Source organism: Rhodococcus sp. NPDC078407, from assembly GCF_044542515.1.
In the GTDB taxonomy this organism is placed as follows: Bacteria; Actinomycetota; Actinomycetes; order Mycobacteriales; family Mycobacteriaceae; genus Rhodococcoides.
This window is the reverse complement of the sequence record NZ_JBITUQ010000010.1, coordinates 13,826-34,600: the sequence shown is the minus strand read 5'-3', so window position 1 is coordinate 34,600 and position 20,775 is coordinate 13,826. Positions and strand designations below refer to the sequence as shown.

23 protein-coding genes, 4 tRNA genes and 1 pseudogene are annotated in these 20,775 nt (G+C 64.0%); 17 read left to right on the top strand and 11 right to left on the bottom strand.

Going from position 1 to position 20,775, the window contains the following annotated elements; all coding sequences use genetic code 11:
• The first annotated feature begins 14 nt into the window (after positions 1–14).
• Both ACIGGF_RS12425 and ACIGGF_RS12420 read left to right on the top strand, forming a co-directional pair.
• Entirely contained in the window at positions 15–1,670 is a 1,656-nt protein-coding gene (locus ACIGGF_RS12425; RefSeq protein ID WP_397521622.1) for a DNA repair helicase XPB, read from the top strand.
• 40 nt (positions 1,671–1,710) lie between these two features.
• Positions 1,711–2,400, top strand: coding sequence for a DUF3239 domain-containing protein (locus ACIGGF_RS12420; RefSeq protein WP_397521621.1), 690 nt, complete (start codon positions 1,711–1,713; stop codon positions 2,398–2,400).
• Here ACIGGF_RS12420 and ACIGGF_RS12415 read toward each other — a convergent pair.
• A complete protein-coding gene (locus ACIGGF_RS12415; protein ID WP_397521736.1) occupies positions 2,381–3,367 on the bottom strand; it encodes an LLM class F420-dependent oxidoreductase in 987 nt (328 codons plus the stop codon). The two genes, ACIGGF_RS12420 and ACIGGF_RS12415, sit on opposite strands and share 20 nt — an antisense overlap.
• Before the next feature lie 131 nt (positions 3,368–3,498).
• Here ACIGGF_RS12415 and ACIGGF_RS12410 point away from each other — a divergent pair, with 131 nt between their 5' ends.
• Together ACIGGF_RS12410 and ACIGGF_RS12405 are read left to right on the top strand one after the other, a co-directional pair.
• Entirely contained in the window at positions 3,499–4,602 is a 1,104-nt protein-coding gene (locus ACIGGF_RS12410; protein WP_397521620.1) for a pyridoxal phosphate-dependent aminotransferase, read from the top strand.
• The gene (locus tag ACIGGF_RS12405) at positions 4,599–5,624 is read left to right on the top strand and encodes an AraC family transcriptional regulator ligand-binding domain-containing protein (protein WP_397521619.1); all 1,026 of its coding nucleotides are present in this window, start codon (positions 4,599–4,601) and stop codon (positions 5,622–5,624) included. The genes ACIGGF_RS12410 and ACIGGF_RS12405 overlap by 4 nt, the downstream gene beginning before the upstream one ends.
• On the opposite strand, the gene ACIGGF_RS12400 is transcribed toward ACIGGF_RS12405, so the two are convergent.
• Entirely contained in the window at positions 5,617–6,042 is a 426-nt protein-coding gene (locus ACIGGF_RS12400; protein ID WP_397521618.1) for a VOC family protein, read from the bottom strand. The genes ACIGGF_RS12405 and ACIGGF_RS12400 overlap by 8 nt on opposite strands.
• Positions 6,043–6,100: 58 nt before the next feature.
• On the opposite strand from ACIGGF_RS12400, the gene ACIGGF_RS12395 reads away from it, so the two are divergent.
• Entirely contained in the window at positions 6,101–6,721 is a 621-nt protein-coding gene (locus ACIGGF_RS12395; protein ID WP_397521617.1) for an alpha-ketoglutarate-dependent dioxygenase AlkB, read from the top strand.
• Between the two features lie 98 nt (positions 6,722–6,819).
• Here ACIGGF_RS12395 and ACIGGF_RS12390 read toward each other — a convergent pair whose 3' ends face one another.
• Positions 6,820–7,911 carry a 3-deoxy-7-phosphoheptulonate synthase gene (locus ACIGGF_RS12390; RefSeq protein ID WP_397521616.1) on the bottom strand — a complete coding sequence of 364 codons (1,092 nt, stop codon included), beginning with the start codon at positions 7,909–7,911 and terminating at the stop codon, positions 6,820–6,822.
• Positions 7,912–8,161: 250 nt separating this feature from the next.
• Between ACIGGF_RS12390 and ACIGGF_RS12385 the strand changes: the two genes are divergently transcribed.
• From ACIGGF_RS12385 to ACIGGF_RS12355, 7 genes are all read left to right on the top strand, one after another.
• On the top strand, positions 8,162–9,208 hold the full coding sequence (locus tag ACIGGF_RS12385) for an ABC transporter substrate-binding protein (RefSeq protein ID WP_397521615.1): 1,047 nt from the start codon (positions 8,162–8,164) through the stop codon (positions 9,206–9,208).
• A 99-nt stretch (positions 9,209–9,307) separates the two neighbouring features.
• Positions 9,308–9,766, top strand: a complete 459-nt coding sequence (locus ACIGGF_RS12380; protein ID WP_397521614.1) for a MarR family winged helix-turn-helix transcriptional regulator — start codon at positions 9,308–9,310, stop codon at positions 9,764–9,766.
• A complete protein-coding gene (locus ACIGGF_RS12375; protein WP_397521613.1) occupies positions 9,763–10,188 on the top strand; it encodes an organic hydroperoxide resistance protein in 426 nt (141 codons plus the stop codon). Before ACIGGF_RS12380 ends, ACIGGF_RS12375 begins: the two co-directional genes overlap by 4 nt.
• A gap of 11 nt (positions 10,189–10,199) precedes the next feature.
• Positions 10,200–11,195 (top strand): NADP-dependent oxidoreductase, encoded by a 996-nt coding sequence (locus tag ACIGGF_RS12370; RefSeq protein WP_397521612.1) that lies wholly within the window; start codon positions 10,200–10,202, stop codon positions 11,193–11,195.
• Between the two features lie 91 nt (positions 11,196–11,286).
• A complete protein-coding gene (locus tag ACIGGF_RS12365) occupies positions 11,287–12,207 on the top strand; it encodes a pseudouridine synthase (protein WP_397521611.1) in 921 nt (306 codons plus the stop codon).
• Between the two features lie 31 nt (positions 12,208–12,238).
• Positions 12,239–12,823, top strand: a complete 585-nt coding sequence (locus ACIGGF_RS12360; RefSeq protein ID WP_397521610.1) for a helix-turn-helix domain-containing protein — start codon at positions 12,239–12,241, stop codon at positions 12,821–12,823.
• Positions 12,824–12,913: 90 nt separating this feature from the next.
• Positions 12,914–13,213 carry an ANTAR domain-containing protein gene (locus tag ACIGGF_RS12355; protein WP_397521609.1) on the top strand — a complete coding sequence of 100 codons (300 nt, stop codon included), beginning with the start codon at positions 12,914–12,916 and terminating at the stop codon, positions 13,211–13,213.
• 14 nt (positions 13,214–13,227) lie between these two features.
• Here the strand turns inward: ACIGGF_RS12355 and ACIGGF_RS12350 are convergent, their stop codons facing one another.
• The 6 genes from ACIGGF_RS12350 to ACIGGF_RS12325 all read right to left on the bottom strand — a co-directional run bounded on the left by ACIGGF_RS12350 (position 13,228) and on the right by ACIGGF_RS12325 (position 15,459).
• Positions 13,228–13,530, bottom strand: a complete 303-nt coding sequence (locus ACIGGF_RS12350; RefSeq protein ID WP_397521608.1) for a hypothetical protein — start codon at positions 13,528–13,530, stop codon at positions 13,228–13,230.
• An 85-nt stretch (positions 13,531–13,615) separates the two neighbouring features.
• A complete protein-coding gene (locus ACIGGF_RS12345; protein WP_397521607.1) occupies positions 13,616–14,191 on the bottom strand; it encodes a DUF6584 family protein in 576 nt (191 codons plus the stop codon).
• Between the two features lie 115 nt (positions 14,192–14,306).
• Positions 14,307–14,383 (bottom strand) — tRNA-Phe (locus ACIGGF_RS12340).
• Between the two features lie 56 nt (positions 14,384–14,439).
• A tRNA-Asp gene (locus ACIGGF_RS12335) sits at positions 14,440–14,513 on the bottom strand.
• 125 nt (positions 14,514–14,638) lie between these two features.
• A tRNA-Glu gene (locus ACIGGF_RS12330) sits at positions 14,639–14,711 on the bottom strand.
• Between the two features lie 79 nt (positions 14,712–14,790).
• The gene (locus ACIGGF_RS12325) at positions 14,791–15,459 is read right to left on the bottom strand and encodes a TetR family transcriptional regulator (RefSeq protein ID WP_397521606.1); all 669 of its coding nucleotides are present in this window, start codon (positions 15,457–15,459) and stop codon (positions 14,791–14,793) included.
• A gap of 592 nt (positions 15,460–16,051) precedes the next feature.
• Between ACIGGF_RS12325 and ACIGGF_RS12320 the strand changes: the two genes are divergently transcribed.
• Both ACIGGF_RS12320 and ACIGGF_RS12315 read left to right on the top strand, forming a co-directional pair.
• Positions 16,052–17,305 (top strand): lipase family protein, encoded by a 1,254-nt coding sequence (locus ACIGGF_RS12320; protein WP_397521605.1) that lies wholly within the window; start codon positions 16,052–16,054, stop codon positions 17,303–17,305.
• 68 nt (positions 17,306–17,373) lie between these two features.
• Positions 17,374–17,449 (top strand) — tRNA-Lys (locus ACIGGF_RS12315).
• Positions 17,450–17,670: 221 nt separating this feature from the next.
• On the opposite strand, the pseudogene ACIGGF_RS12310 reads toward ACIGGF_RS12315, so the two are convergent.
• Together ACIGGF_RS12310 and ACIGGF_RS12305 are read right to left on the bottom strand one after the other, a co-directional pair.
• A pseudogene (locus ACIGGF_RS12310) lies at positions 17,671–18,831 on the bottom strand (tyrosine-type recombinase/integrase); the annotation flags it as partial.
• Entirely contained in the window at positions 18,828–19,385 is a 558-nt protein-coding gene (locus tag ACIGGF_RS12305) for a hypothetical protein (RefSeq protein WP_397521604.1), read from the bottom strand. The gene ACIGGF_RS12305 and the pseudogene ACIGGF_RS12310, both read right to left, overlap by 4 nt.
• A gap of 248 nt (positions 19,386–19,633) precedes the next feature.
• Here ACIGGF_RS12305 and ACIGGF_RS12300 point away from each other — a divergent pair, with 248 nt between their 5' ends.
• From ACIGGF_RS12300 to ACIGGF_RS12290, 3 genes are all read left to right on the top strand, one after another.
• Complete coding sequence (locus ACIGGF_RS12300; protein ID WP_397521603.1) at positions 19,634–19,861, top strand: helix-turn-helix domain-containing protein; 228 nt, start codon at positions 19,634–19,636, stop codon at positions 19,859–19,861.
• 184 nt (positions 19,862–20,045) lie between these two features.
• The gene (locus tag ACIGGF_RS12295) at positions 20,046–20,453 is read left to right on the top strand and encodes a hypothetical protein (RefSeq protein ID WP_397521602.1); all 408 of its coding nucleotides are present in this window, start codon (positions 20,046–20,048) and stop codon (positions 20,451–20,453) included.
• Position 20,454: 1 nt separating this feature from the next.
• Positions 20,455–20,652: a hypothetical protein gene (locus tag ACIGGF_RS12290; protein WP_397521601.1), complete on the top strand. Its 198-nt coding sequence runs from the start codon at positions 20,455–20,457 to the stop codon at positions 20,650–20,652.
• Positions 20,653–20,775: the final 123 nt, after the last annotated feature.

The window sequence follows — 20,775 nt, the reverse complement described above, 5'->3', positions numbered from 1 at the left end:
CTCTAGGAGGAACCGTGACCGACGGCCCGCTGATCGTTCAGTCCGACAAAACGCTGTTGCTCGAGATCGATCACGAACTCGCTGGCGCAGCGCGGGCGGCCATAGCACCGTTCGCGGAGCTCGAACGTGCGCCCGAGCACGTACACACCTATCGCATCACCCCGCTGGCCCTGTGGAACGCCCGTGCTGCCGGCCACGACGCCGAGCAGGTGGTCGATGCGCTGGTGAACTTCTCCCGCTATGCAGTGCCGCAGCCGTTGCTGGTCGACATCGTCGACACCATGGCTCGGTACGGCCGACTGCAGTTGGTCAAGAGCCCGGTCCACGGCCTGGTGTTGATCAGCCTCGACCGCGCGGTGCTCACAGAGGTGATGCGGCACAAGAAGATTGTGCCCATGCTCGGCGCGATGGTGGACGAGGACACCGTGATCGTGCACCCCAGCGAGCGTGGGCACGTGAAACAGATGTTGCTCAAGATCGGCTGGCCCGCCGAGGACCTCGCCGGCTACGTCGACGGTGAAGCGCACCCCATCGAACTCGATACCGAGGGCGGCAAGTGGACGCTGCGCGACTACCAGGAGATGGCCGCGGATTCGTTCTGGGCCGGTGGCTCCGGAGTCGTCGTGCTGCCGTGCGGCGCGGGCAAGACGATGGTCGGTGCCGCGGCGATGGCCCGAGCCAAGGCGACCACCCTGATCCTGGTCACCAACACCGTCGCCGGCAGGCAGTGGAAGCGAGAGCTCATCGCCCGCACTTCGCTCACCGAAGAGGAGATCGGCGAGTATTCGGGCGAGCGCAAGGAGATTCGACCTGTGACAATCGCCACGTATCAGGTGATCACGCGTCGCACCAAGGGTGAATACAAACACCTCGAACTCTTCGATTCTCGCGACTGGGGATTGGTGATCTACGACGAGGTGCACCTGCTCCCCGCGCCGGTGTTCCGCATGACCGCCGATCTGCAGTCGCGTCGACGACTCGGCCTCACCGCGACGCTCGTCCGCGAGGACGGACGCGAGGGCGACGTCTTCTCGCTGATCGGGCCCAAGCGATACGACGCGCCGTGGAAGGACATCGAGGCACAGGGCTGGATCGCGCCGGCCGAGTGCATCGAGGTTCGCGTCACCCTCACCGACGCCGAGCGCATGTCGTATGCGGTCGCCGAGCCCGAGGAGCGCTACAAGTTGTGCTCGACGGCGCACACCAAGATCGCCGTCGTGAAGTCGATCCTCGCCAAACACCAGGACGCTCCGACGCTGGTGATCGGCGCGTACCTCGACCAGTTGAACGAACTGGGCGAGGCCTTGAACGCGCCGGTGATCCAGGGATCGACCAAGAACAAAGAACGTGAAGTGCTGTTCGACGCGTTCCGCAAGGGCGAGATCCAGACGCTCGTGGTGAGCAAGGTCGCGAACTTCTCGATCGACCTTCCCGAAGCGTCTGTCGCGGTGCAGGTTTCCGGGACGTTCGGATCGAGGCAGGAAGAAGCTCAACGCCTCGGCCGACTCCTGCGACCGAAGCACGACGGCGGTCAGGCGCACTTCTACTCGGTGGTCTCCCGTGACACTCTCGACGCCGAATACGCCGCGCACCGTCAGCGTTTCCTCGCCGAACAGGGCTACGCATACCGAATCACCGATGCCGACGACCTGCTGGGCCCCGCGATCTGAGGCTTCTTCCGGGTGTCGGCGGCGTGCTAGGAATAGCAGTGTGCGCCGATTCGAGTTTCCAGTAGACGTAGCCCATGCGAAGTCGGTGAACGAGACGTTCACCGAGCTTCGCCGGTTGCGCGCTTCAGCGGCGCTCACCGCGGTGGTCCTCATCGCACTGGGAGCCTGGTTCGTTTGGATCGCGGCACCGTGGTCGTACATCCTCGGCGCGGTGTTCCTGATCGGCGCGGCCACCTCGCTCTGGGTGATGCTGTGGGCACCCCGAAAAGTGGGTTCCATCCAATCGCAGTACGACGCAGGCGATCTGGTGCCGGCGGTGGTGGCCGAGAAATTGCCGAGCGGAGCGATTCTGCTGGCCCTGGTCGACATCGCGAAACCGGAGGTCGACCAACCGCACTACGTGTTGATCACCCGCGTCGTGCGTTCACTGCCCGGGCACGCCGTGGAGCGGGGTGCCCAGGTGCCTGCGGTGTCGGTTCTCGCGGATCGAGGCCGTGACACCGGCGGACGAACCTGGCAGCTGGCGTCGGCGATGCCCATCGCCTGGGGAACCACTGATCCGGCGATCCTCGCACGCGCGGCCGAGAAGATCACCGAGGCTGAATGGGCGTTGCTGCACGCGAACATCGGCCTGTGGGAGAAGGTCCGCACAGCCAAGAACCAACAGTTGCTCATCGATCCGGCGGATCTTCCCGACGATCCGAGACGACCTACAGAAGAGCCGGGATGACCTCGCGCTCGAAGAGTTCGATGCCGGAGCGGTCGAAAGCCGCTTCGGGGAAGTAGAAGATTCCGTACGTCATGCCCTGCTCCTGCAGCGCCGTGAGATTTCGGGCGATCTGTTCCGGGGTTCCGACGGCCGGCATGCCCCGGTACGCGTCGAGTGCGTTGTGTGCCTTCTCTGCACCCACGTACTCGGTCAGGCGAGCTTCGAGGGCGCGCAGTCCGTCTTCCACCTCGGCCGCGGTCGAGCCGATGACGACGTTGTAGTTCGCCGAACGGACGATGGAATCGAAATCGGTGCCCACGGCCGAGCAATGCTCCCGCAGCAGAGCCGATTTGGCAGCAAACCCGGCAGGAGTTCCATCGAAATTGGTGTAGTTCGCGTATTTCGCGGCGATCTTCAGAGTCACCTTCTCGCCGCCGCCCGCGATCCACAGCGGGATTCCGCCCTCCTGCAACGGCAGGGGCCGCACCACGGCACCGTCGATCTGGTAGTGCTCCCCGTCGAGGAACACCTCACCGGTAGTCCATGCCTGTTTGAACACCTGCACACCCTCGTCGAGCCGCCCCAATCGTTCACCGGCAGAGGGAAACCCGTAACCGTAGGCACGGAACTCGTGCTCGTGCCAACCGCCGCCGATACCCATCTCGACGCGGCCACCGGAAATGATGTCCACCGTGGCAGCAACTTTGGCGAGGTAGGCCGGGTTGCGGTACGACATCGCAGTGCACATCTGCCCGAGCCTGATCCGGGAGGTGCTCGCCGCCAATGCGGACATCAGCGACCACGCCTCGTGCGTCGCCTCGTCGGTCGCGGTGGGAACGGTATGAAAGTGGTCGTACACCCACAGCGACTCCCACGGACCGGCCTCGGCAGCGAGCGCGTGCTCGCGCAGCACGTTCCAGTGCCGAGAGGGGTCGATACCGACCAGATCCAGGCGCCAACCCTGTGGAACGAACAGTCCGAATCGCATGACAGGCACAGTACAGACGCAGGGCGAACACCCGGTTCTGCGCGGTGAACTACGCTGCAGGAATGTCCGAGTCGTTCCCCTCGCGCACAGTGGCGCGTTTGCGCCCGTTCTCATCGACGATATTTGCCGAGATGACGGCTCTGGCCGTGGCGAAGAATGCCGTCAACCTCGGGCAGGGGTTTCCCGATACCGACGGCCCGCCGGCCATGCTCGAGGCTGCGCGCGAGGCCATTGCGAACGGTCTCAATCAGTACTCACCCGGCCCCGGGATGCCGGTACTGCGCAACGCCGTCGCCGCCGATCGGGAGCGGCGATTCGGGCTGCGGTACGACCCCGATTCGCAGGTACTGGTCACCGTCGGTGCCACCGAGGCGATTGCCGCGACGCTGCTCGGTCTGATCGAATCGGGCGACGAGGTACTGCTGATCGAGCCGTTCTACGACTCCTACGCCGCCGCCGTCGCCCTCGCCGGAGCCACCCGCACCGCGGTGCCGCTGGTGCCCGAAGGGAACGGGTGGACCGTCGACACCGACGCCCTGAACCGCGCCGTCGGTCCTCGCACGCGGATGCTCATCGTCAACTCCCCGCACAACCCCACCGGCACCGTCTTCGACCGCGACACCATGGCCCGCATAGCCGAGATCGCCGTCGCACACGATCTGCTGGTTCTCACCGACGAGGTGTACGAGCACCTCGTGTTCGACGGACGAGTGCACACGCCGATCGCGACACTGCCGGGGATGTTCGAGCGCACCGTCACCGTGTCGAGTGCGGCCAAGACTTTCAACGCCACCGGGTGGAAGACGGGCTGGGCGCTGGGCCCGGCCGAACTGATCGACGCCGTGCGCGCCGCGAAACAATTCATGAGTTTCGTCGGCGGCACGCCGTTTCAACCTGCCGTCGCTCACGCACTCGAGCACGAGCAGCCGTGGATCGCCTCGATGCGCGACGGCCTGCAACGCAAACGGGGCACGTTGTCGGCGGCCCTGACCGCCGCCGGAGCGGACGTGAAGTACAGCGCAGGAACATACTTCGTCTGCGCGGACATCGCGCCGATCGGACGGGGTGACGCGTACGAGTTCTGCCGCTCCCTGCCGGATCTGGTGGGCGTCGCGGCGGTACCGGTCACGGCATTCGTCGACGAACCCGCTTCCTGGAATTCGTTGGTACGCTTCGCTTTCTGCAAGCAGGACGACGTACTCGCCGACGCGGCCGAGAGGTTACGGAGATTGTGACTCCGCAACCGACGATCCCGGCATACTTCGTCCGACAGGCCGTCGACCTCGCGACGAGCGGCGGGATGGATCTGACCTACCCGTTGTCGATGGCCGGGATAGGGCCCACCATTCTCGGGAACCCGGCCGAACGTCTGACCACCCGCCAAGTGACCGCCTTCACCCAGGCGGTCTGGGCGATGACCGGCGACGAACTGTTCGGCCTCGCCGCGGTGCCGGTTCGGCGCGGCAGTTTTCGCGTGGTGTGTCAGACCCTGATCCACTCGGAGAACCTCGGGGCGGCTCTGATCAGAATGTCCGAGACCATGCGGGTGCTCATTCCGATCCAAACCATGACGTTGGACCGCAACGAGGAGTCGACGGTGTTGACGGTGCCCGTCACGCCCACGACTCATCTGAGTGCGGAAGCGAACGCACTTGCCGAACGTCTGCTGACGGACTTCCTGCTGATTCTGCTGCACCGATTTGCGGCGTGGCTCATCGGCAACCGGGTGAAACTGCTGTCGGTGCAAGTGCCCTATGCGCTTCCCGGTCCCGAGGCCGGCAAGATGTACGACTCCATCTTCGGCACGCATGTCGAGTTCGGAACCGAGACTGCCGCACTGGAATTCGACACTGCTGTGATGCGAGCACCGATCGTGCAGACCGAGGAGACCCTCGCCGAGTATCTCGCCGAGTCACCGAATCTGTTGTTCTCGTCCCGGGACTACGACAGCACCGCATCGAGCCAAGTTCGCCGAGCTCTCGAAACCGGCTTCAAAGGCGGCGCTCCCGGAACGGAGGACATCGCGGCGATGCTCAACATCAGCCCACCGCATCTTCGACGCGTCCTTCGACAGGAAGGCACCTCGATCAACCAACTGCGAGAAGAAGTGCTACGCGATGCGGCGATCTCCGGACTGAGCCGCGGAGACAGCGTCGACGACATCTCGGCTCGACTCGGCTTCTCCGAGCCCAGCGCGTTTCGCCGCGCATTCAAGCGCTGGACCGGCCAGACCCCCGGCTCGTACCGGGTCAGCTGACGCAGAACTCGTTTCCCTCGGGATCGGTCATGGTGATCCAGACGCTGGGGCCCTGATGTCCGCGGTGCAGTACCGATGCTCCCCGCGCTTCCAATTTCGTAACCACCGTCTCGCGCTCGTCGCCCACGCGAATGTCGAAGTGCAACCGATTCTTCACCGATTTCGGCTCGGCCACCGACTGGAACAGCACCCGCGGGCTGCCGGGCGAATCAAGATCGGTGATGCCCTGGCCGGCTCGCCACACCAGAACACCCTCGAAAACCGTCGTATCCTCGTCTCGGGCGTGGCCTGCGGTAACCATCTCTCGAATGAAGTCCTCGTTGCTGGGTTCGACCTGCCAACCCAGCGTCTGCGCCCACCATTTCGCCAGCGCATGCGGGTTCGCACTGTCCACGACCACCTGAAATCCGTATCCCATGACGGCACGGTACCGCCGTGCGCTGGAAATGGGAACACCTGTTCGATACAGTCGAGTGATGTCGCTCGCGATGCAAGGCTCGTTGTTCGGTGACGACGACGGTGGCGTCGGGTCGCTGCAGTCCGTCACTCGACGAGAGCTGACACACGGTGCCTGGGTGGACGTTCGCCCCGGCTGGTTGTCCGATACCGGTCTCTTCGATTCACTGGTCCACTGCGTCGACTGGCGCGCCGAACGTCGGCAGATGTACGACCGCGTGGTCGATGTGCCGCGGTTGGTTCGGTTCTACGCCGAACGCGAGCGCTGGCCTGACGGCGCGTTGTACGACGCCCGAGACGCGCTCGACGACCACTACCGAGACGAACTCGGAGAGTCCTTCGCCACCGCAGGGCTGTGCTACTACCGCGACGGCTCCGACAGCGTCGCGTGGCACGGCGACAACATCGGCCGCAGCGCCACCGAGGACACCATGGTGGCGATCGTATCGCTCGGCGCGACAAGGCAACTCATGCTTCGGCCTCGCGGCGGCGGCGCTTCCCTCAAGTTCACCCTCGGGCACGGTGATCTGGTGGTGATGGGCGGATCCTGCCAACGAACGTGGGAGCACGCGATTCCCAAGTCCACCCGCGCGGTCGGCCCACGCATCAGCGTGCAATTTCGACCGCGCGGCGTTCGTTAGCGCGCTGGGTTCTTCAGTGCACAGGGTTTTTCAGTGCACAGGGTTTTTCAGTGCACAGGGTTTTTCAGTGCACAGGGTTTTTCAGTGCACAGGGTTTTTCAGTGCACAGGGTTCGAGGCCCGACGCTTCTCGACGGCTGCCGCCAGAACGGCCAATTGCGTTGCCGTGGTGTCCCAGTCGAGGCAGGCATCGGTGATGGACTGGCCGTACACCAGGTCGTCACGGTGGCCGAGGTCGAGATCTTGACGCCCCGCTACCAGGAAGCTCTCGAGCATGAGCCCCACGATGCCGTGTTCGCCGGTGGCGACCCTGGCCGCGACGTCGGTGACCACGTCGACCTGCTTGTTGTGGTCCTTGCGGCTGTTGCCGTGACTGGCGTCGATCACGACGCGCTCCGGCAGGTTCGACTTACGCAGCCGTGCAACGGTATCGGCGACCGACTCGGCATCGTAGTTCGGTCCGTCGACACCGCCGCGGAGAATGACGTGACAGTCCGGATTCCCGACGGTGCGGATGAGGGCCGCTTGGCCGTCGAGGTCCGTTCCGGGGAAGACATGGCTCGCTGCGGCGGCGCGAGTGCCGTCGACCGCCACCTGGATGTCGCCCTCGGTGGAGTTCTTGATTCCCACCGGCATGGACAGCGCACTGCACAGCTGACGGTGCACCTGACTCGCGGCCGTCCGCGCACCGATTGCTCCGTAGCTCACCAGATCTGCGATGTACTGCGGAGTGATGGGATCGAGGAATTCGCATCCGACGGGCAGGCCGAGCGCCGAAATATCGAGCAGCAGTTGGCGTCCCACTCGAAGGCCTTCGTTGATGTCGAAGCTGCCGTCGAGGTGCGGATCGTTGATCAGGCCTTTCCAGCCGAGAGTCGTCCTGGGCTTCTCGAAGTAGACCCGCATCACGATGTGCAGTCGATCGCCCAGTTCGGCCGCCGTGGCCGCCAGGCGTCGGGCGTAGTCGAGGGCCGCGTCGGTGTCGTGCACCGAGCACGGGCCGACGACGACGACAAGCCGGTCGTCGTGGCCGTCGAGAATGTCGACGACACCGGCCCGCCCGGTGCGGACGGTCGCCGAGATCGCGTCGTCGACGGCGTGCTCGCGGCGCAGCACAGAGGGCGCGACCAGTGGACTGATACTGATCGTGCGTTGCTCGTCGAGTGACGGGGTATCGAGAGAAAGCGTCATGAGAGGGTTCCTGTTCCCAGGCCGGCTCCGCATGCTCCACGCGCACTTCGAGCCGGTCTGATTCCGGCTCGTGGGGTGGGGGTCAGCGCATGGCGTCGCTGGCAGACCCACCCGGGGCCGGCCTGCTAAACCAGAAATACGTGCGCTGCATGGAAAGCACCGTAACAGACGCGTGGATCGCGAGCCTCGACCCCCACCGGATCGAGGCTAGGGTTACCTGCCTACACCCGATTCTGCGAAAGAGAACGAAGTGAAACGTCTACTCGCGGCCTCCACGATCGTCGCAGTCACCATGCTGACCACTGTTGCCTGCGGCGGTGCCGACGAACAGCCGGCCACGCCCTTCACCAGCGCAGAATCCGGCGGCGACAACGCCGAGCCGACCCCACCGGGACCGACCGGCATCCCCGACGGCATGGGCTCGGGGGCCGCCGACGGCGAATTTCCCCGCACCGTCGGACATTTCGGTGGATCCACCGACATCCCGGCCGAACCGACCAGGGTCGTTGTGATCGCCACCGGTCAGCTCGACGCGGCCCTCACCCTCGGCGTCGTTCCGACCGGAGCCGCCTACGGCGACGGTGCCGACCTGGTGCCCGACTACATCAGCTTCTCGTTCTCCGAGTACACGGACCAGCTGACGCAACTGGTGGACGTGGGCAACCGCCAGAGTGTCGACATCGAGGCCATCGCTGCCGCCGAACCCGACCTGATTCTGGCGAACAAGACCGGCTCGGAGGATATCTACTCGACGCTGTCGGCGATCGCCCCGACCGTGCTCACCGAAGGCACCGGAGTGAACTGGAAGCAGGATTTCCTACTGCTCGCCGACGCGCTGGGCCGAACCGAGCAAGCACAGGCCTTCCTCGATACCTTCACTGCCGACGCTGCGGCACTGGGTGACTCGGTCGGCGGTGCCGGCGGCGCACCCACGGTCTCCTTCGTTCGCTTCACTGCGGATCGGGCGCGGGTGTTCGGCATCCCGTCGTTCGCCGGCTACATCGCCTGGGACGCCGGGTTGCCTCGGCCCGAAAGCCAGCAGTTCGACAAGACCTCGCAGGATTTCAGCGAGGAAGAGATCCAGCTCGCGAATGCCGATTGGGTGTTCGTGTCTAGCCAGGACGCCGACGCGGAGTCGAACGCCGCGTCGTACACGACCAACCCGTTGTGGACAGGTATGAGCGCGGCGACCGACAACCACATCGTGCCCGTCGACGACGATCCGTGGTACCTCAACGCCGGTCCGACGGCGGCGACCATCGTGCTCGACGGTCTGAAGAACGCCCTGCAGAACTGATCCCTCGCTCGTGCGCGTTGTGCGCCCCCAGGGGTACGCAAAACGCTCACGACGACAGGTAGGTTGCGCACAACTCAAACGTGCACTACCGTTCTCTGAGTGACCAACGAACTCGCACTCGATCAGCAGGTGTGTTTCGCGTTGTATTCCGCATCGCGGGCCACCACTGCGGCGTATCGTCCGCTGCTCGACAAGCTCGGTGTCACGTACCCGCAGTACCTCGTGCTGCTGGTCTTGTGGGGACGAGATGGGCGCGGGGTCAAGGACATCGGTGCCGCGCTCGGACTGGACACCGGCACACTCTCGCCGTTGCTCAAGCGACTCGAAGGGCTCGGATTCATCGAGCGTCGACGCCTGAGCACCGACGAGCGCCGCGTCGAAATCCATCTCACCGAGACCGGAAGTGCCCTGCGCACAGAGGCACTCGACATCCCGAACAAGTTGGCCAAGAAGACCGCCATGGGAGAAGACGATCTCATGCGGCTCAAAGAGGCGCTCGACGCATTGACGAGCGCTCTGCATCGAACTGATTCGAGCACAACAGAAGGAGCATCATGAAAACCGTTTACACCGCAGAAGCACTCGCCACCGGAGCGGGCCGGGACGGCCACGCCCGCACCTCCGACGGGCGGCTCGACCTCGACCTCGCCATCCCGAAGGAGATGGGCGGCAGCGGAAACGGCACCAACCCCGAGCAGCTCTTCGCTGCCGGCTACGCCGCATGCTTCCACTCCGCACTGCAGATGATCGCCCGGCAGGACAAGGCCGACATCACCGACTCCGCCGTCGGCGCTCGCGTCGACATCCTGTCCGACGGTGCCGCCGAGTTCAAGCTCGCGGTCACCCTCGAGGTGACGCTGCCGAACCTGAGCCGCGAGAACGCACAGGCACTGGCCGACAAGGCCCATCAGGTCTGCCCGTACTCCAACGCCACCCGCGGCAACATCGACGTCACCGTCACCGTCACCGAAGACGAGTAAGAGGAAACACCATGAAGGCACACGAAATTCACCTCGCGTCCCGCCCAGAAGGCTGTCCGACCGACGACAATTTTCGCGCGGAGGTCGTCGACCTTCCCGAACTGCAGGACGGGCAGATCCTCGTCCGCAACATCGTGATGTCGGTCGATCCGTACATGCGCGGTCGGATGAACGACGTCAAGTCTTACGTTCCTCCGTTCCAGATCGACGCCCCGCTCGACGGCGGTGCCGTCGGTGAGATCGTCGAGTCCAAGGCCGAGGGCTTCGCCGTCGGCGACGCGGTTCTGCACGGCAAGGGCTGGCGCGATCTCGCCATCGTTCCGGCGAACGGCGCAAGCAAGGTCGACCTCGACGCGGCGAAGGCATCCGCCTACCTGAGCGCACTGGGAATGACCGGAACGACGGCGTACGCCGGGCTGACCGAGGTTGCCTCGTTCAAGGAGGGTGACGTCGTCTTCGTGTCCGGCGCTGCCGGCGCAGTCGGGTCGCTCGTCGGCCAGATCGCCAAGGCACTCGGTGCTTCCCGCGTCATCGGCAGTGCCGGATCTCCGGCGAAGGTCGCCCGCCTGCTCGAGCTCGGTTTCGACGCAGCGTTCGATTACCACGACGGCCCCGTCGCCGAGCAGCTCCGCACGGCGGCACCGGACGGCATCGACGTGTATTTCGACAACGTCGGCGGCGAGCACCTCGAAGCTGCCATCGGTTCGATGAACAAGTACGGCCGAATTGCCATGTGCGGAGCCATCGCTCAGTACAACTCCACCGAACCGACTCCGGCTCCGCGCAACCTCGCACTTGCTATCGGCAAGGAGCTGACGTTGAAAGGCTTCATCGTCGGTTCGTACGCGCACGTCGTCGAAGAATTCCGCGCGAAGATGACCGACTGGCTCGGTACCGGCGCGATCGAATTCGACGAGACGGTCGTCGATGGTCTCGACAACGCCCCCTCGGCGTTCATCGGCCTGATGAAGGGCGAGAACACCGGCAAGATGGTCGTCACCATCTAGATCGGACCCGAACGGTTCCACCGCAAGACCACACCCCGGCCGGAATTTCCGGCCGGGGTGTTTCCATGCTCGGACCGTTTAAGGTCGATACATGCCCGCCGCCCCGCTTCCGTTGCGCGACGGCCTCGACCCCACTCGCGTTCGGATGCCCGATGTTGCAACCGGAGCCACCGTGCTCGAGTACCTGTGTGCACGGTTTCCGCAGGACGCAGCAAGGCTGACCGAGAAAGTCGCGGACGGTGAAATCGTCGACGCGGCAGGCATACCCATCGATTCGGACACCGTCGCGAAGCCACGAGCGGATGTCTATCTCTACCGTGACCCGCCGGTGGAGCCGACGGTTCCGTTCTCTCTCGACGTCCTCCATCGCGACGAGAATCTGCTGGTGGTCGACAAGCCGCATTTTCTCGCCACCACCCCACGCGGCGCGTATGTCGCACGGTCCGCACTGGTCCTGCTCCGACGGCGATTCGATCTGCCCGAACTGAGCCCGGCGCACCGCCTGGACCGGCTCACCGCCGGGGTTCTGGTGTTCACCGTCAGGCAGCAGGCTCGTCGGCCCTACCAGGAGCTGTTCGCGCAGCGGACTATCACCAAGCACTACGAGGCGATCGCCCCGCTTGCCCGGGTTTCGGGCTTCCCGGTGACGGTGCGCAGTCGAATCATCAAGGAGCGCGGCGTTCTTCAGGCTCGCGAGGTACCGGGAGAGCCCAACGCCGAGACCGTGGTGGACCTGGTCGACACACTCGGATCGTACGGCCGGTATCGATTGCATCCACGAACTGGGAAGACTCATCAACTGCGGGTCCATCTGTGCTCGTTGGGAATCCCGATAGTCGGCGATAACTTCTACCCGTCGTTCCGCGAGGTGGCCGACGACGACTACTCCGATCCGCTGCGCTTGCTGGCGCGCTCGATCGAATTCGTCGATCCACTCACCGGTGCGATTCGACGGTTCGAGAGCAATCGGACTCTCGATCCGCCCACTCCCTTGTTCCACCCTCACGCTTGACAAAATCGTTTGCTGAAACTGCAATAGAAAGATGACGGAATCAGGTGCAAGTCTCGACGAGGTGATTGCCGGTCTCGGTCCCCGCCTCAAACGCATCAGGATGGAGAAAAGCACCACCCTGGCGTCCCTGTCCGAGACCACGGGTATTTCGATCAGCACCCTCTCGCGTCTCGAATCGGGCGACCGCAAACCGAGCCTCGAACTCCTGTGGCCGATCGCCAGGGCCCATCAGATGGCGCTCGACGATCTGGTCACCGCCCCGCCGGTCGCCGACCCTCGGGTACGCACCACGGCCACGGTGCGCGAGAACTCGACGATTCTTCCTCTGACACTGCGCCCGGGCGGCCTGCAGGCGTTCAAGCTCGTGATCCGCCCGGACGGCTCGGAGCCGAGTCCCCGGACCCACGAGGGGTACGAGTGGCTCTACGTACTCGACGGCACCCTGCGCCTGATTCTCGGCGAGCACGATCTGACGATGAAGGCCGGTGAGGCAGCCGAATTCGACACCCGGGTGCCGCACTGGTTCGGTGCCGTCGGGAACCGTCCGGTGGAGCTGCTGAGCCTGTTCGGGCCCCAGGGCGAGCGGATGCACGTGCGGGCAAAACCGACGGTATGAAATGTCATGTCCGTGTGAGACAGTGAAGCCCGCTCGACGCCAGAATTCGCCTCGGTCATCCGTACCGACCACACCATCTCGAGGAAAAAGATGACCGACAGACTGCCTGATTCACCTGCGTCTCGCACCGATGTGGACATCGCAACCGGAGTGCTCATCGGCATCCACGGTGGGTCCGTGGCCGACGCCATCGACGAGCTGTTCACGACAGCCAGGCATCATCGAGTCAGCTTGTTCGAACTGTCACGCACGCTCATCACCGTCGCCGAGGGTCGTGATACCGAGCGATCCTCTGCCACCGATGCCGTGTACGCAGTGTGGGGCTCGGCCCTCGGCCGGCGGGGGGCCGAAGCAACGTTCGGCTCGGTCACCGATTCCGCGGCGGTCTGAACGACTCCGACCGGCTAATTGCGCACGGCCGGATCGGTGAGCAGTTCCGGAAACCGTGCCGTCATCGCGTCGATGTGCCGGTATATCTCGTAGAGCTCGGTTCGCAGAGTCGACGCCTCCGACTCGAAGGCCCGAGCCCTGGACTCGGCGCGGTCCGCTCGCGCTCGAAACGCCTTGGACTGCGCGCTTTCGATGGCTGCCGAACAGGTCCGGATGTGCTCGGCCAAGCCACGGGCGAAGACCCTTGCCTGTTCGAGGTTGACGGCGTAATTGTCGTCCCTCGGTGCAGGCGAGGGTGCGCCGTTCACTGTGCCCATGGAAACAAATCGCCCTCGGTCGTCGGCCGTGATGTCCTGGTGAACACTACGCTCAGCGCGCAATCGCTCGTCTCGTGACCGGGGGTCACCCGAAGATCAGCGCCAGGACTACCGACGCCGAAGTGGCAGCGATGGCGATGACGATGGTCGCCGCGATCGCACGCTGCCGCACCGACCGGTAGCTCGACCCGGCTCGACCGTCGTCGAATTCGGCATCGTCGTAGTCGACCGTCGGATCGTAGAAGTCGTCGGAGTTCAATCCGTCTTCGTAGAAATAGACGACGTCACGCGGCGGCACCCAGCGCTGACCGTTGGCCTCGACAGCGGCCTCGAGGCGTTCGAGACGGTTTCGAGCCCTGGCCGGATACCAGTCCGACGGGGCGTGAATGGGAAGTGCTTCGGCAAGTGCCAACGGTGACCTGTACTTGCTCGCAAGGGCAGCGAATGCACCGGACGCCGTGGGATCGTCGTCGGACTTGTCGGTGAGAAACCATGCCGCACCGGCTGCCGCTCGATCACCGAGAACCAGTTGGGTGTAGGCGAGCAGTTCGAGAATGCCCGGCGAGGCAGGGTTTCGACGCAGGGCGCGGACGAGCCGATCCCGAGCACCGATGGTGTCCCCACGGCCCAGATCCTCTTGCGCTCGATCGATCACGTCCACCCGTCGACCATATCGCTCGGTGACCGCTGCCGTCTCGGCCCGGAGGTGTCGTGAGCACGAAAAAGACCCCTCCGGACAACCGGGGGGCCTTCAGCGTGCATTTCGATCCACACCGTGGTGGCCAGGGCCGGGATCGAACCGGCGACCTTCCGCTTTTCAGGCGGACGCTCGTACCAACTGAGCTACCTGGCCGGGCGGCACCGGTGAAACAATGCCATCGCAATGTCGGTGATCACTCACCGATGTTGCGACCCTGACGGGACTCGAACCCGCGACCTCCGCCGTGACAGGGCGGCGCGCTAACCAACTGCGCCACAGGGCCTTGCTGTTGTTGCCGCGCTATTTCTAGCGCAGTAACTCTCCGAACTGCAAATCGTTGTCCCGCCAAGACCGAGAATACGACTGCCTGTAATGCCGACCGGATTGTCAAACCGATCTGTTCCTGCGTACCCCCTACGGGATTCGAACCCGCGCTACCGCCTTGAAAGGGCGGCGTCCTAGGCCGCTAGACGAAGGGGGCCCGCCGAATTGCTTCGACGCTACCCTCAACGGCGTTCCGTTGGGAGCTGGGATAGCTTAGGACACTTTCCCGGCAAATCTCAAACCGGCAGGTCAGACGTGCTTTTCGAGTAGTTTTCGCCGAACTGTTCCCACCCGTGCAGCTTGAATTCCGCAAGCCATCGCTCCGATGCCATGGCCAGCAGCACGACCTCGACGGATTCCTCGAACCGTTCACGAAGGTCTGCGTTGTCTGCGACAAGATCGGACATGTAACGCTGACCCGCCATCGATGCGGCGAGCACGCGGACGAACTTGACGGCGTCGAACTCCGGCTTGAGGTCTCCCATTGCCAGAGCGCGCTCGGCTTGCCTGTGTCCCTGCGCTCCCCACACCCTGCCGCCGCCGGAATGAACCTCGGCATAGAACTCCGGCTCGACTATCAGCCGGAATTCGGCACGCACGATCACGTCGTTCTGAAAGTTCTGCGCTATGTCGTCCACGATCCCGCGGATGACATAGAAGGGATGCGCGGTGGTGTCGGCCCACTTCTCGGTGATTGCCACGTACCGATCCAGCCCGGCCGCGAGCACCGCTCTGGCCAGGTCCTCCTTGGACTGGAAATGGAAATACATCGCCCCCTTGGTGGCGTTGGAGCCCTCCAAGATGGTGTTGACGGATGCAGCTGCATATCCGCGTTTGGCGAACTCCGCCGCCGCCGCCTCAACGATGGCCGCCCGGGTCCGCCGTGCGCGCTCCTGTTGTGCCATTTACTTCGTGCCTCCGAGCCCAAGCGCCCTGCATATCCACAGGTAGTACAGATAGAGAGTACGTCACCCGAACGACGGGCGAGTCGACTCACCAGCGGTTCGGTTCGACGAGCTGCGCCGACAAAAGTTTGGATTGGACACCCGAACCAAGCCGGGTGGTATTATCTGCGCGGCTCGAGTGCGCTGCAGGGGGTGCGCACTCGAGCCCTCCATTGCCGGTGTCTCCGCCGCGCGACACACCTGCCACACCGTGCGCTTCTCGCCGAACCCGAGCCGGACCCAGAGCTGCCCGAACGGTGACGGCCCGCATCGCGCGTCCCCCGAAAGGCCGAATCACTCCTCGGTGGAACACATCTGGAGTCCAATTAGTTCGCCTTGCTCCTTAGCGAGCCAAACCTGCTGTACACCAATCGTTTACGATTCAATCAATCTGGATGCCGACCAAATTCCCAGTCGGATAACGGATATCGAGAACAGCCCGAGTAACGGTTTCGACACTATCCTCGCGTCGCGCACGCTTCCACAACCGTTGAGGATTATCGTGAACTTCGATCACACAACCGGGCGTATCCATCGGAAACGAGTGCATGACATGACGGTCTCGATCCGCGTATATCGTTCTTTGTCAACGCTTTTCGCAGTTACCATTCTGCTGCTCTCGATAACCGGCACCGCGAGTGCAAACCCCGTCGACAACTTGCTGAACCCCGTTCCCGATCCGTCCCTCTATCTACCCACCCCACTCGGTGACCCCTGGTTCGATCCGCCCGCGGGGTACGAACAGCAACCGCCCGGAGCGGTTCTGGCCACTCGGCAGGTCACCGTCGGTCCGCTGTTCACTCCGGTCAGATCCACCCAGATCCTGTTCCGCACCAACGATTCCAAGGATCGCCCCGTCGCAGCGACGACCACGGTCATCGTGCCCGCCGCACCCTGGACCGGTACCGGAAGCCGCCCCGTCGTCGCTTACAACATGGCCATCAACTCGCTGGGCAACACATGCGCGCCGTCGTGGACGCTGCCGCGGGGCATTGCCCGCGAAATCCCCGCCGTCCAGGCTTTCCTGGCCAAGAATTATGCCGTCGTCGTCACCGATCACGAGGGCCCCCGGCAGGCATACGCGGCGGGCCGCATGGCCGCGCACGCCGTGCTCGATGCCCTGCGCGCGATGGTTCGACTACCTGAGCTCGGCCTCCTCGAGTCGTCTCCTATCGCGATGACGGGGTACTCGGGTGGCGCAATCGCGACCGGGTGGGCCGCGCAACTGGCCCCCACGTACGCACCCGACGTCAACCTGGTCGGTGCGGCGTTCGGCGGCCCGCCGACGGACTATCGGATCTTGCTGACGTCGATGAACGGAACCGTCGCGTCGACGCTGTTCTTGTCGGCAGCGCTGGGAGTGGCCCGCGAGTACCCCGAAATGTTCACCCTCATGAACGCGAACGGCCTGCGCCTGGCCACTGTCGCCAAAGACCTGTGCATCACCCTCCTCGCTCCGGGCGGAGCGGTGGCACCCATTCCCGCGCAGGCCCTCTCCGACGTACCCGACGTGGATCGCACCGAGATCGCCGAGAGAGTCATCGCAGCCACCCGACTGGGCGGCAACTTGGCACCCAGTATTCCGACCATGATCTACCAGGGGCAACAGGAGTTCTGGATCCCCAAGGAGGGGGCCGAGACCCTGTACGACGAGTGGTGCGCTCTCGGAGCCGACGTCAGACTCGAGGAATATCTGGGTGAACATCTGATCGTCGCCATCAGCGGCATCCCGGGTGCGTACGCCTGGATCGACGACCGTCTGGCCGGCATTCCCGCGCCGAGCGGATGCAGCAGCTTCGGACGCTGACGCACCGGTAGCGCTGTCGGGGGTGCATGCCCGTGAGCGCTGCGCGGCCCGTTACACTTTCGAGCCGCGCCCCTATAGCTCAGTTGGTAGAGCTACGGACTTTTAATCCGCAGGTCGTAGGTTCGAGTCCTACTGGGGGCACCATCTTGACCAGGTAATTCCTGGTCAGAGGCATCATCGGGAGCCTCAGAATTACCCGAAGTGGTCACCGAATGGTCACGAACGCCATCACGCAACCCCTGGTCACGGCCCGCACGAGGCACCAACGCGGCAGCCGCTTCCGCCGCTTTCGACCCAACTCCCTTGAGCAGATGCGAGTACGTGTCCGCGGTGATCGTGATCGACGAATGACCGAGACGCTTTGAGACAATCGCCAGCGGTACATCGGCCGCCAGTAGAAGACTGGCCTGTCCGTGCCGCAGATCGTGCAACCGGATCGGACGTAGCCCCAACTCCGCACAGAACTTCTTGAATCGCTCTGTGACGCTCTGAGGCGGTATCGGTGATCCGTCCTCGCGGGCGAACACCAGACCGTGGTCCTGATAGTCGTCGCCCCATTGCGCGCGTTCGGCGTCCTGGGCGAACCGTTGGGCCAGGAGCACGCCGACGGTCTGCTGATCGAGGTCGACTTCCCTGTCCTCCCCCGATGCCGTCTTGGGCTTGCCGAACTGAAACTGCCGATGCTCGCTGTGGCAATACTCACACTCGATACCGTCGCCGCTGATCTCGACGATCTGCTGACGAACGGTGATCGAGCGATTCGTCATGTCGACGTCGTCCCACCGCAGTCCGCACACTTCCCCGCGGCGCAGCCCAGTCATCGCGGACACCTCGAACAACGCACCTAACCGCTCCGTACCGACCGCGTCCAGGAACGTCCCAAGTTCCTCCGCCTCCCACGGCCTCACCTTCGGGCGGGATGCCCGAGGCAGTTCGAGATTCTCAGCGGCATTGAACGCCACGAGGCGCTTCCTGCGCGCCGACGTCAATGCACTCCGAATGGTCGCGTGGACACGACGCACGGTCGCGCTCGACAGCGTGCGCGGGTGCCGACGCTTTCCCTTCCCGATCCGCTCCCCATCTGTCGGTGCGGTCTTCGGCTGCGCGATCGCCGCAAGCATGTTCTCGATGTGCTGCGCTCGGAGGTCACCGAGGCGGATGCGGCCGAGGTGTGGCACGAGGTAGGCGTTGACGTGTTGTTCGTAGCTGCGCAGTGTCGTCGGGCGGGTGTCGCCGTTGCGTTTCGATTCGAGCCAGGCCCGCAAGTATTGCTCGACGGTCTGCTGTCGATCGTGGGCCACCTGCCCATTGCCGACGTCTACGAGGAACTTCGCAAGTTCCGCTTCCGCCTCGTCGCTGGTCCTGAACCCCGACTTCCGAACCTGCCGACGCTTCCCTGTCTGCGGGTCCGCACCCATGTCGACGAGGAATGTCCAGGAGCCGTGCGGCTTCCGGCACGACTTCCGTCGACCGCGGGCGTCGTACTCGACCGGGCACTTGCACCGCTTCGACACCGACCCTTTCATCGTCGATCCAGCTGTTCGATGATCTGCTCCAAACGGTCGTCGAGCTTCGGTGGGGTTAAGCCGAGGTCTCGAATTCGAGTCCGGACGTCGAGCAGTTCGCGCTCGGCGGACTTCCGCCAAGTTGAAACCAGCTCGCCCATTTCGCTTGTCCTGCTGGGGTCGTCTCCCAGCAGCCGAGCCGCTCGAATGTTGGCGTCGAACCAGGCCTCCATTTGCTGCTCGTGCCGGTGGAATAGCGCGACCGGCGCTGCACCGTCATGCCAGTTCTGCTCTGGGTCGTCGTACCACCGATGCATCCCGCTTACGGGGTCGACAGGCCCGGTTCCGTGTTCTTCGAGATCGTTCGAGAAAGACGACGGGAATGCTTCGTTCCCAATGAACCACTTGTAGGCCGACCATGTCTGAACCGGTTTGCCGGGAAGGATCTCAACCTCCTCGGCCGCCCCGATGGGGAACAGCAACAACGCCGGGGGAACACCGAGGGCTCTCCCGAGCACGAGTAGCTCGGCAACCGAGACATCGGCGCGCCGGCCGTTCTCGATGTTGGTGATCACGTTCCGAGGTACCGATAACCCGATTGCCTCACATGTATCGGATAGCGCTTGCGCGCTCATCGATCCCCTGAGCGCGCGGATTCTCTCTCCGACGGAAGCGGTCAACGAGATAGCCCACGTACTTGACGTCGAAGCCTGGCGGGGACGGTTTTGCGTCATGGTTACACAGCTTAGTCAACTATTGCGTGGACGCAAACTAACGTGGTAGTACTGAGTAGTCACAAAACAACATCGAAGGGATTTGCGCGATGGCAACACAATGGTCACAAGATGAAGTTCAGGCGCTAGGTGTCCGAACCGACCTCACCACCGCAGGACAGGTCCTCGGGATCAGCCGCGCGATGGTCTACGAACTCGCAAAACGAGATGAGCTGCCATTCCCGGTTCTTCGACTGGGCAGAAGGTATGTCGTTCCGGTTCACGGCCTCATGGAGGCGCTGGGTTTGCCCACCAGCCAACCAGTTCCGGCTGCTTGAACGCCAAAGAAAAAACGGCCCGGGGGTTTCGCCACAAAACCCACCGAGGCCAACAACCCCACCCTCGCCAAAGAACGGAATCATTGTGAAGACTACAGACACGACACGACAGACCGCCACCCCTGCCGTCGCATCGCGTCGCCGGCCCGCTCGCGCCGCCACCCCTCGCATCAGGTGGGAAAAGATGCGCACCGACCAAACCCTTTACCGGCACAACGAGTACGACGCCATCCTGCTCTGGCTCGACGCACACATGCCGAGTTGGGCTGCGACCCAGAAGAACGAGGCAGCCGACAACCGGCGCAACTCCTCATGGAATTCGGTGGCGGTCGACATCCCGCACACCTACCGATTCGGCTGGACTGTCGAAGAAGACGGTGTCGAAATCCTGAGAGCGGCCGCGACTGCCGTGAACGTCTCGCAGTTCACCGGGGACGCGGAACTGCACATTGCACTCACTAGCAGGCGGGCGAATCCCGACGGCGACGGCGGAGTCACCAGCACTGAACGATTCACCCTCGACGAGGCCGCGCAACTGGCGCACACCGTCCTCGCGGCCATCGATCTCGCACGCGGAATCACAGAGGGCTGACATGTACGCAGCTATCGATCAGCACACGAGCGAACCACCGTCGGTCAAGCATCTAGCAGAAGGTTTCTGCGACGCAGTCCGAATCTCCTACGGTGCAACCACTTTGACGTTGACGATCAGCGAAGCCGTCGACCTCGTCGATGCACTCGCGACCACCCTCGGTTCGATTCCCGAACCCGACCCACTTCTGGGGGCCTGATGTCCGTAACTTCCGATGTCCGGGAAGACCCGGACACTGCCCACTGCCCATTCACCGAGTACATCGAGCGACGGTCTCGACGAGCGAGCGCGGCGGTCCGTCTCCCCCCACTGGCAAGCGGCC

Excerpts from the sequence above, each read along its gene's own strand:
- ACIGGF_RS12415 (WP_397521736.1), bottom strand. The coding sequence starts at position 3,367 with ATGCGATTCGGACTGTTCGTTCCACAGGGTTGGCGCCTGGATCTGGTC.
- ACIGGF_RS12410 (WP_397521620.1), top strand. The coding sequence starts at position 3,499 with ATGACGGCTCTGGCCGTGGCGAAGAATGCCGTCAACCTCGGGCAGGGG.
- ACIGGF_RS12400 (WP_397521618.1), bottom strand. The coding sequence starts at position 6,042 with ATGGGATACGGATTTCAGGTGGTCGTGGACAGTGCGAACCCGCATGCG.
- ACIGGF_RS12395 (WP_397521617.1), top strand. The coding sequence starts at position 6,101 with ATGTCGCTCGCGATGCAAGGCTCGTTGTTCGGTGACGACGACGGTGGC.
- ACIGGF_RS12390 (WP_397521616.1), bottom strand. The coding sequence starts at position 7,911 with ATGACGCTTTCTCTCGATACCCCGTCACTCGACGAGCAACGCACGATC.
- ACIGGF_RS12375 (WP_397521613.1), top strand. The coding sequence starts at position 9,763 with ATGAAAACCGTTTACACCGCAGAAGCACTCGCCACCGGAGCGGGCCGG.
- ACIGGF_RS12370 (WP_397521612.1), top strand. The coding sequence starts at position 10,200 with ATGAAGGCACACGAAATTCACCTCGCGTCCCGCCCAGAAGGCTGTCCG.
- ACIGGF_RS12365 (WP_397521611.1), top strand. The coding sequence starts at position 11,287 with ATGCCCGCCGCCCCGCTTCCGTTGCGCGACGGCCTCGACCCCACTCGC.
- ACIGGF_RS12360 (WP_397521610.1), top strand. The coding sequence starts at position 12,239 with ATGACGGAATCAGGTGCAAGTCTCGACGAGGTGATTGCCGGTCTCGGT.
- ACIGGF_RS12355 (WP_397521609.1), top strand. The coding sequence starts at position 12,914 with ATGACCGACAGACTGCCTGATTCACCTGCGTCTCGCACCGATGTGGAC.
- ACIGGF_RS12350 (WP_397521608.1), bottom strand. The coding sequence starts at position 13,530 with ATGGGCACAGTGAACGGCGCACCCTCGCCTGCACCGAGGGACGACAAT.
- ACIGGF_RS12325 (WP_397521606.1), bottom strand. The coding sequence starts at position 15,459 with ATGGCACAACAGGAGCGCGCACGGCGGACCCGGGCGGCCATCGTTGAG.
- ACIGGF_RS12320 (WP_397521605.1), top strand. The coding sequence starts at position 16,052 with ATGACGGTCTCGATCCGCGTATATCGTTCTTTGTCAACGCTTTTCGCA.
- ACIGGF_RS12300 (WP_397521603.1), top strand. The coding sequence starts at position 19,634 with ATGGCAACACAATGGTCACAAGATGAAGTTCAGGCGCTAGGTGTCCGA.
- ACIGGF_RS12295 (WP_397521602.1), top strand. The coding sequence starts at position 20,046 with ATGCGCACCGACCAAACCCTTTACCGGCACAACGAGTACGACGCCATC.
- ACIGGF_RS12290 (WP_397521601.1), top strand. The coding sequence starts at position 20,455 with ATGTACGCAGCTATCGATCAGCACACGAGCGAACCACCGTCGGTCAAG.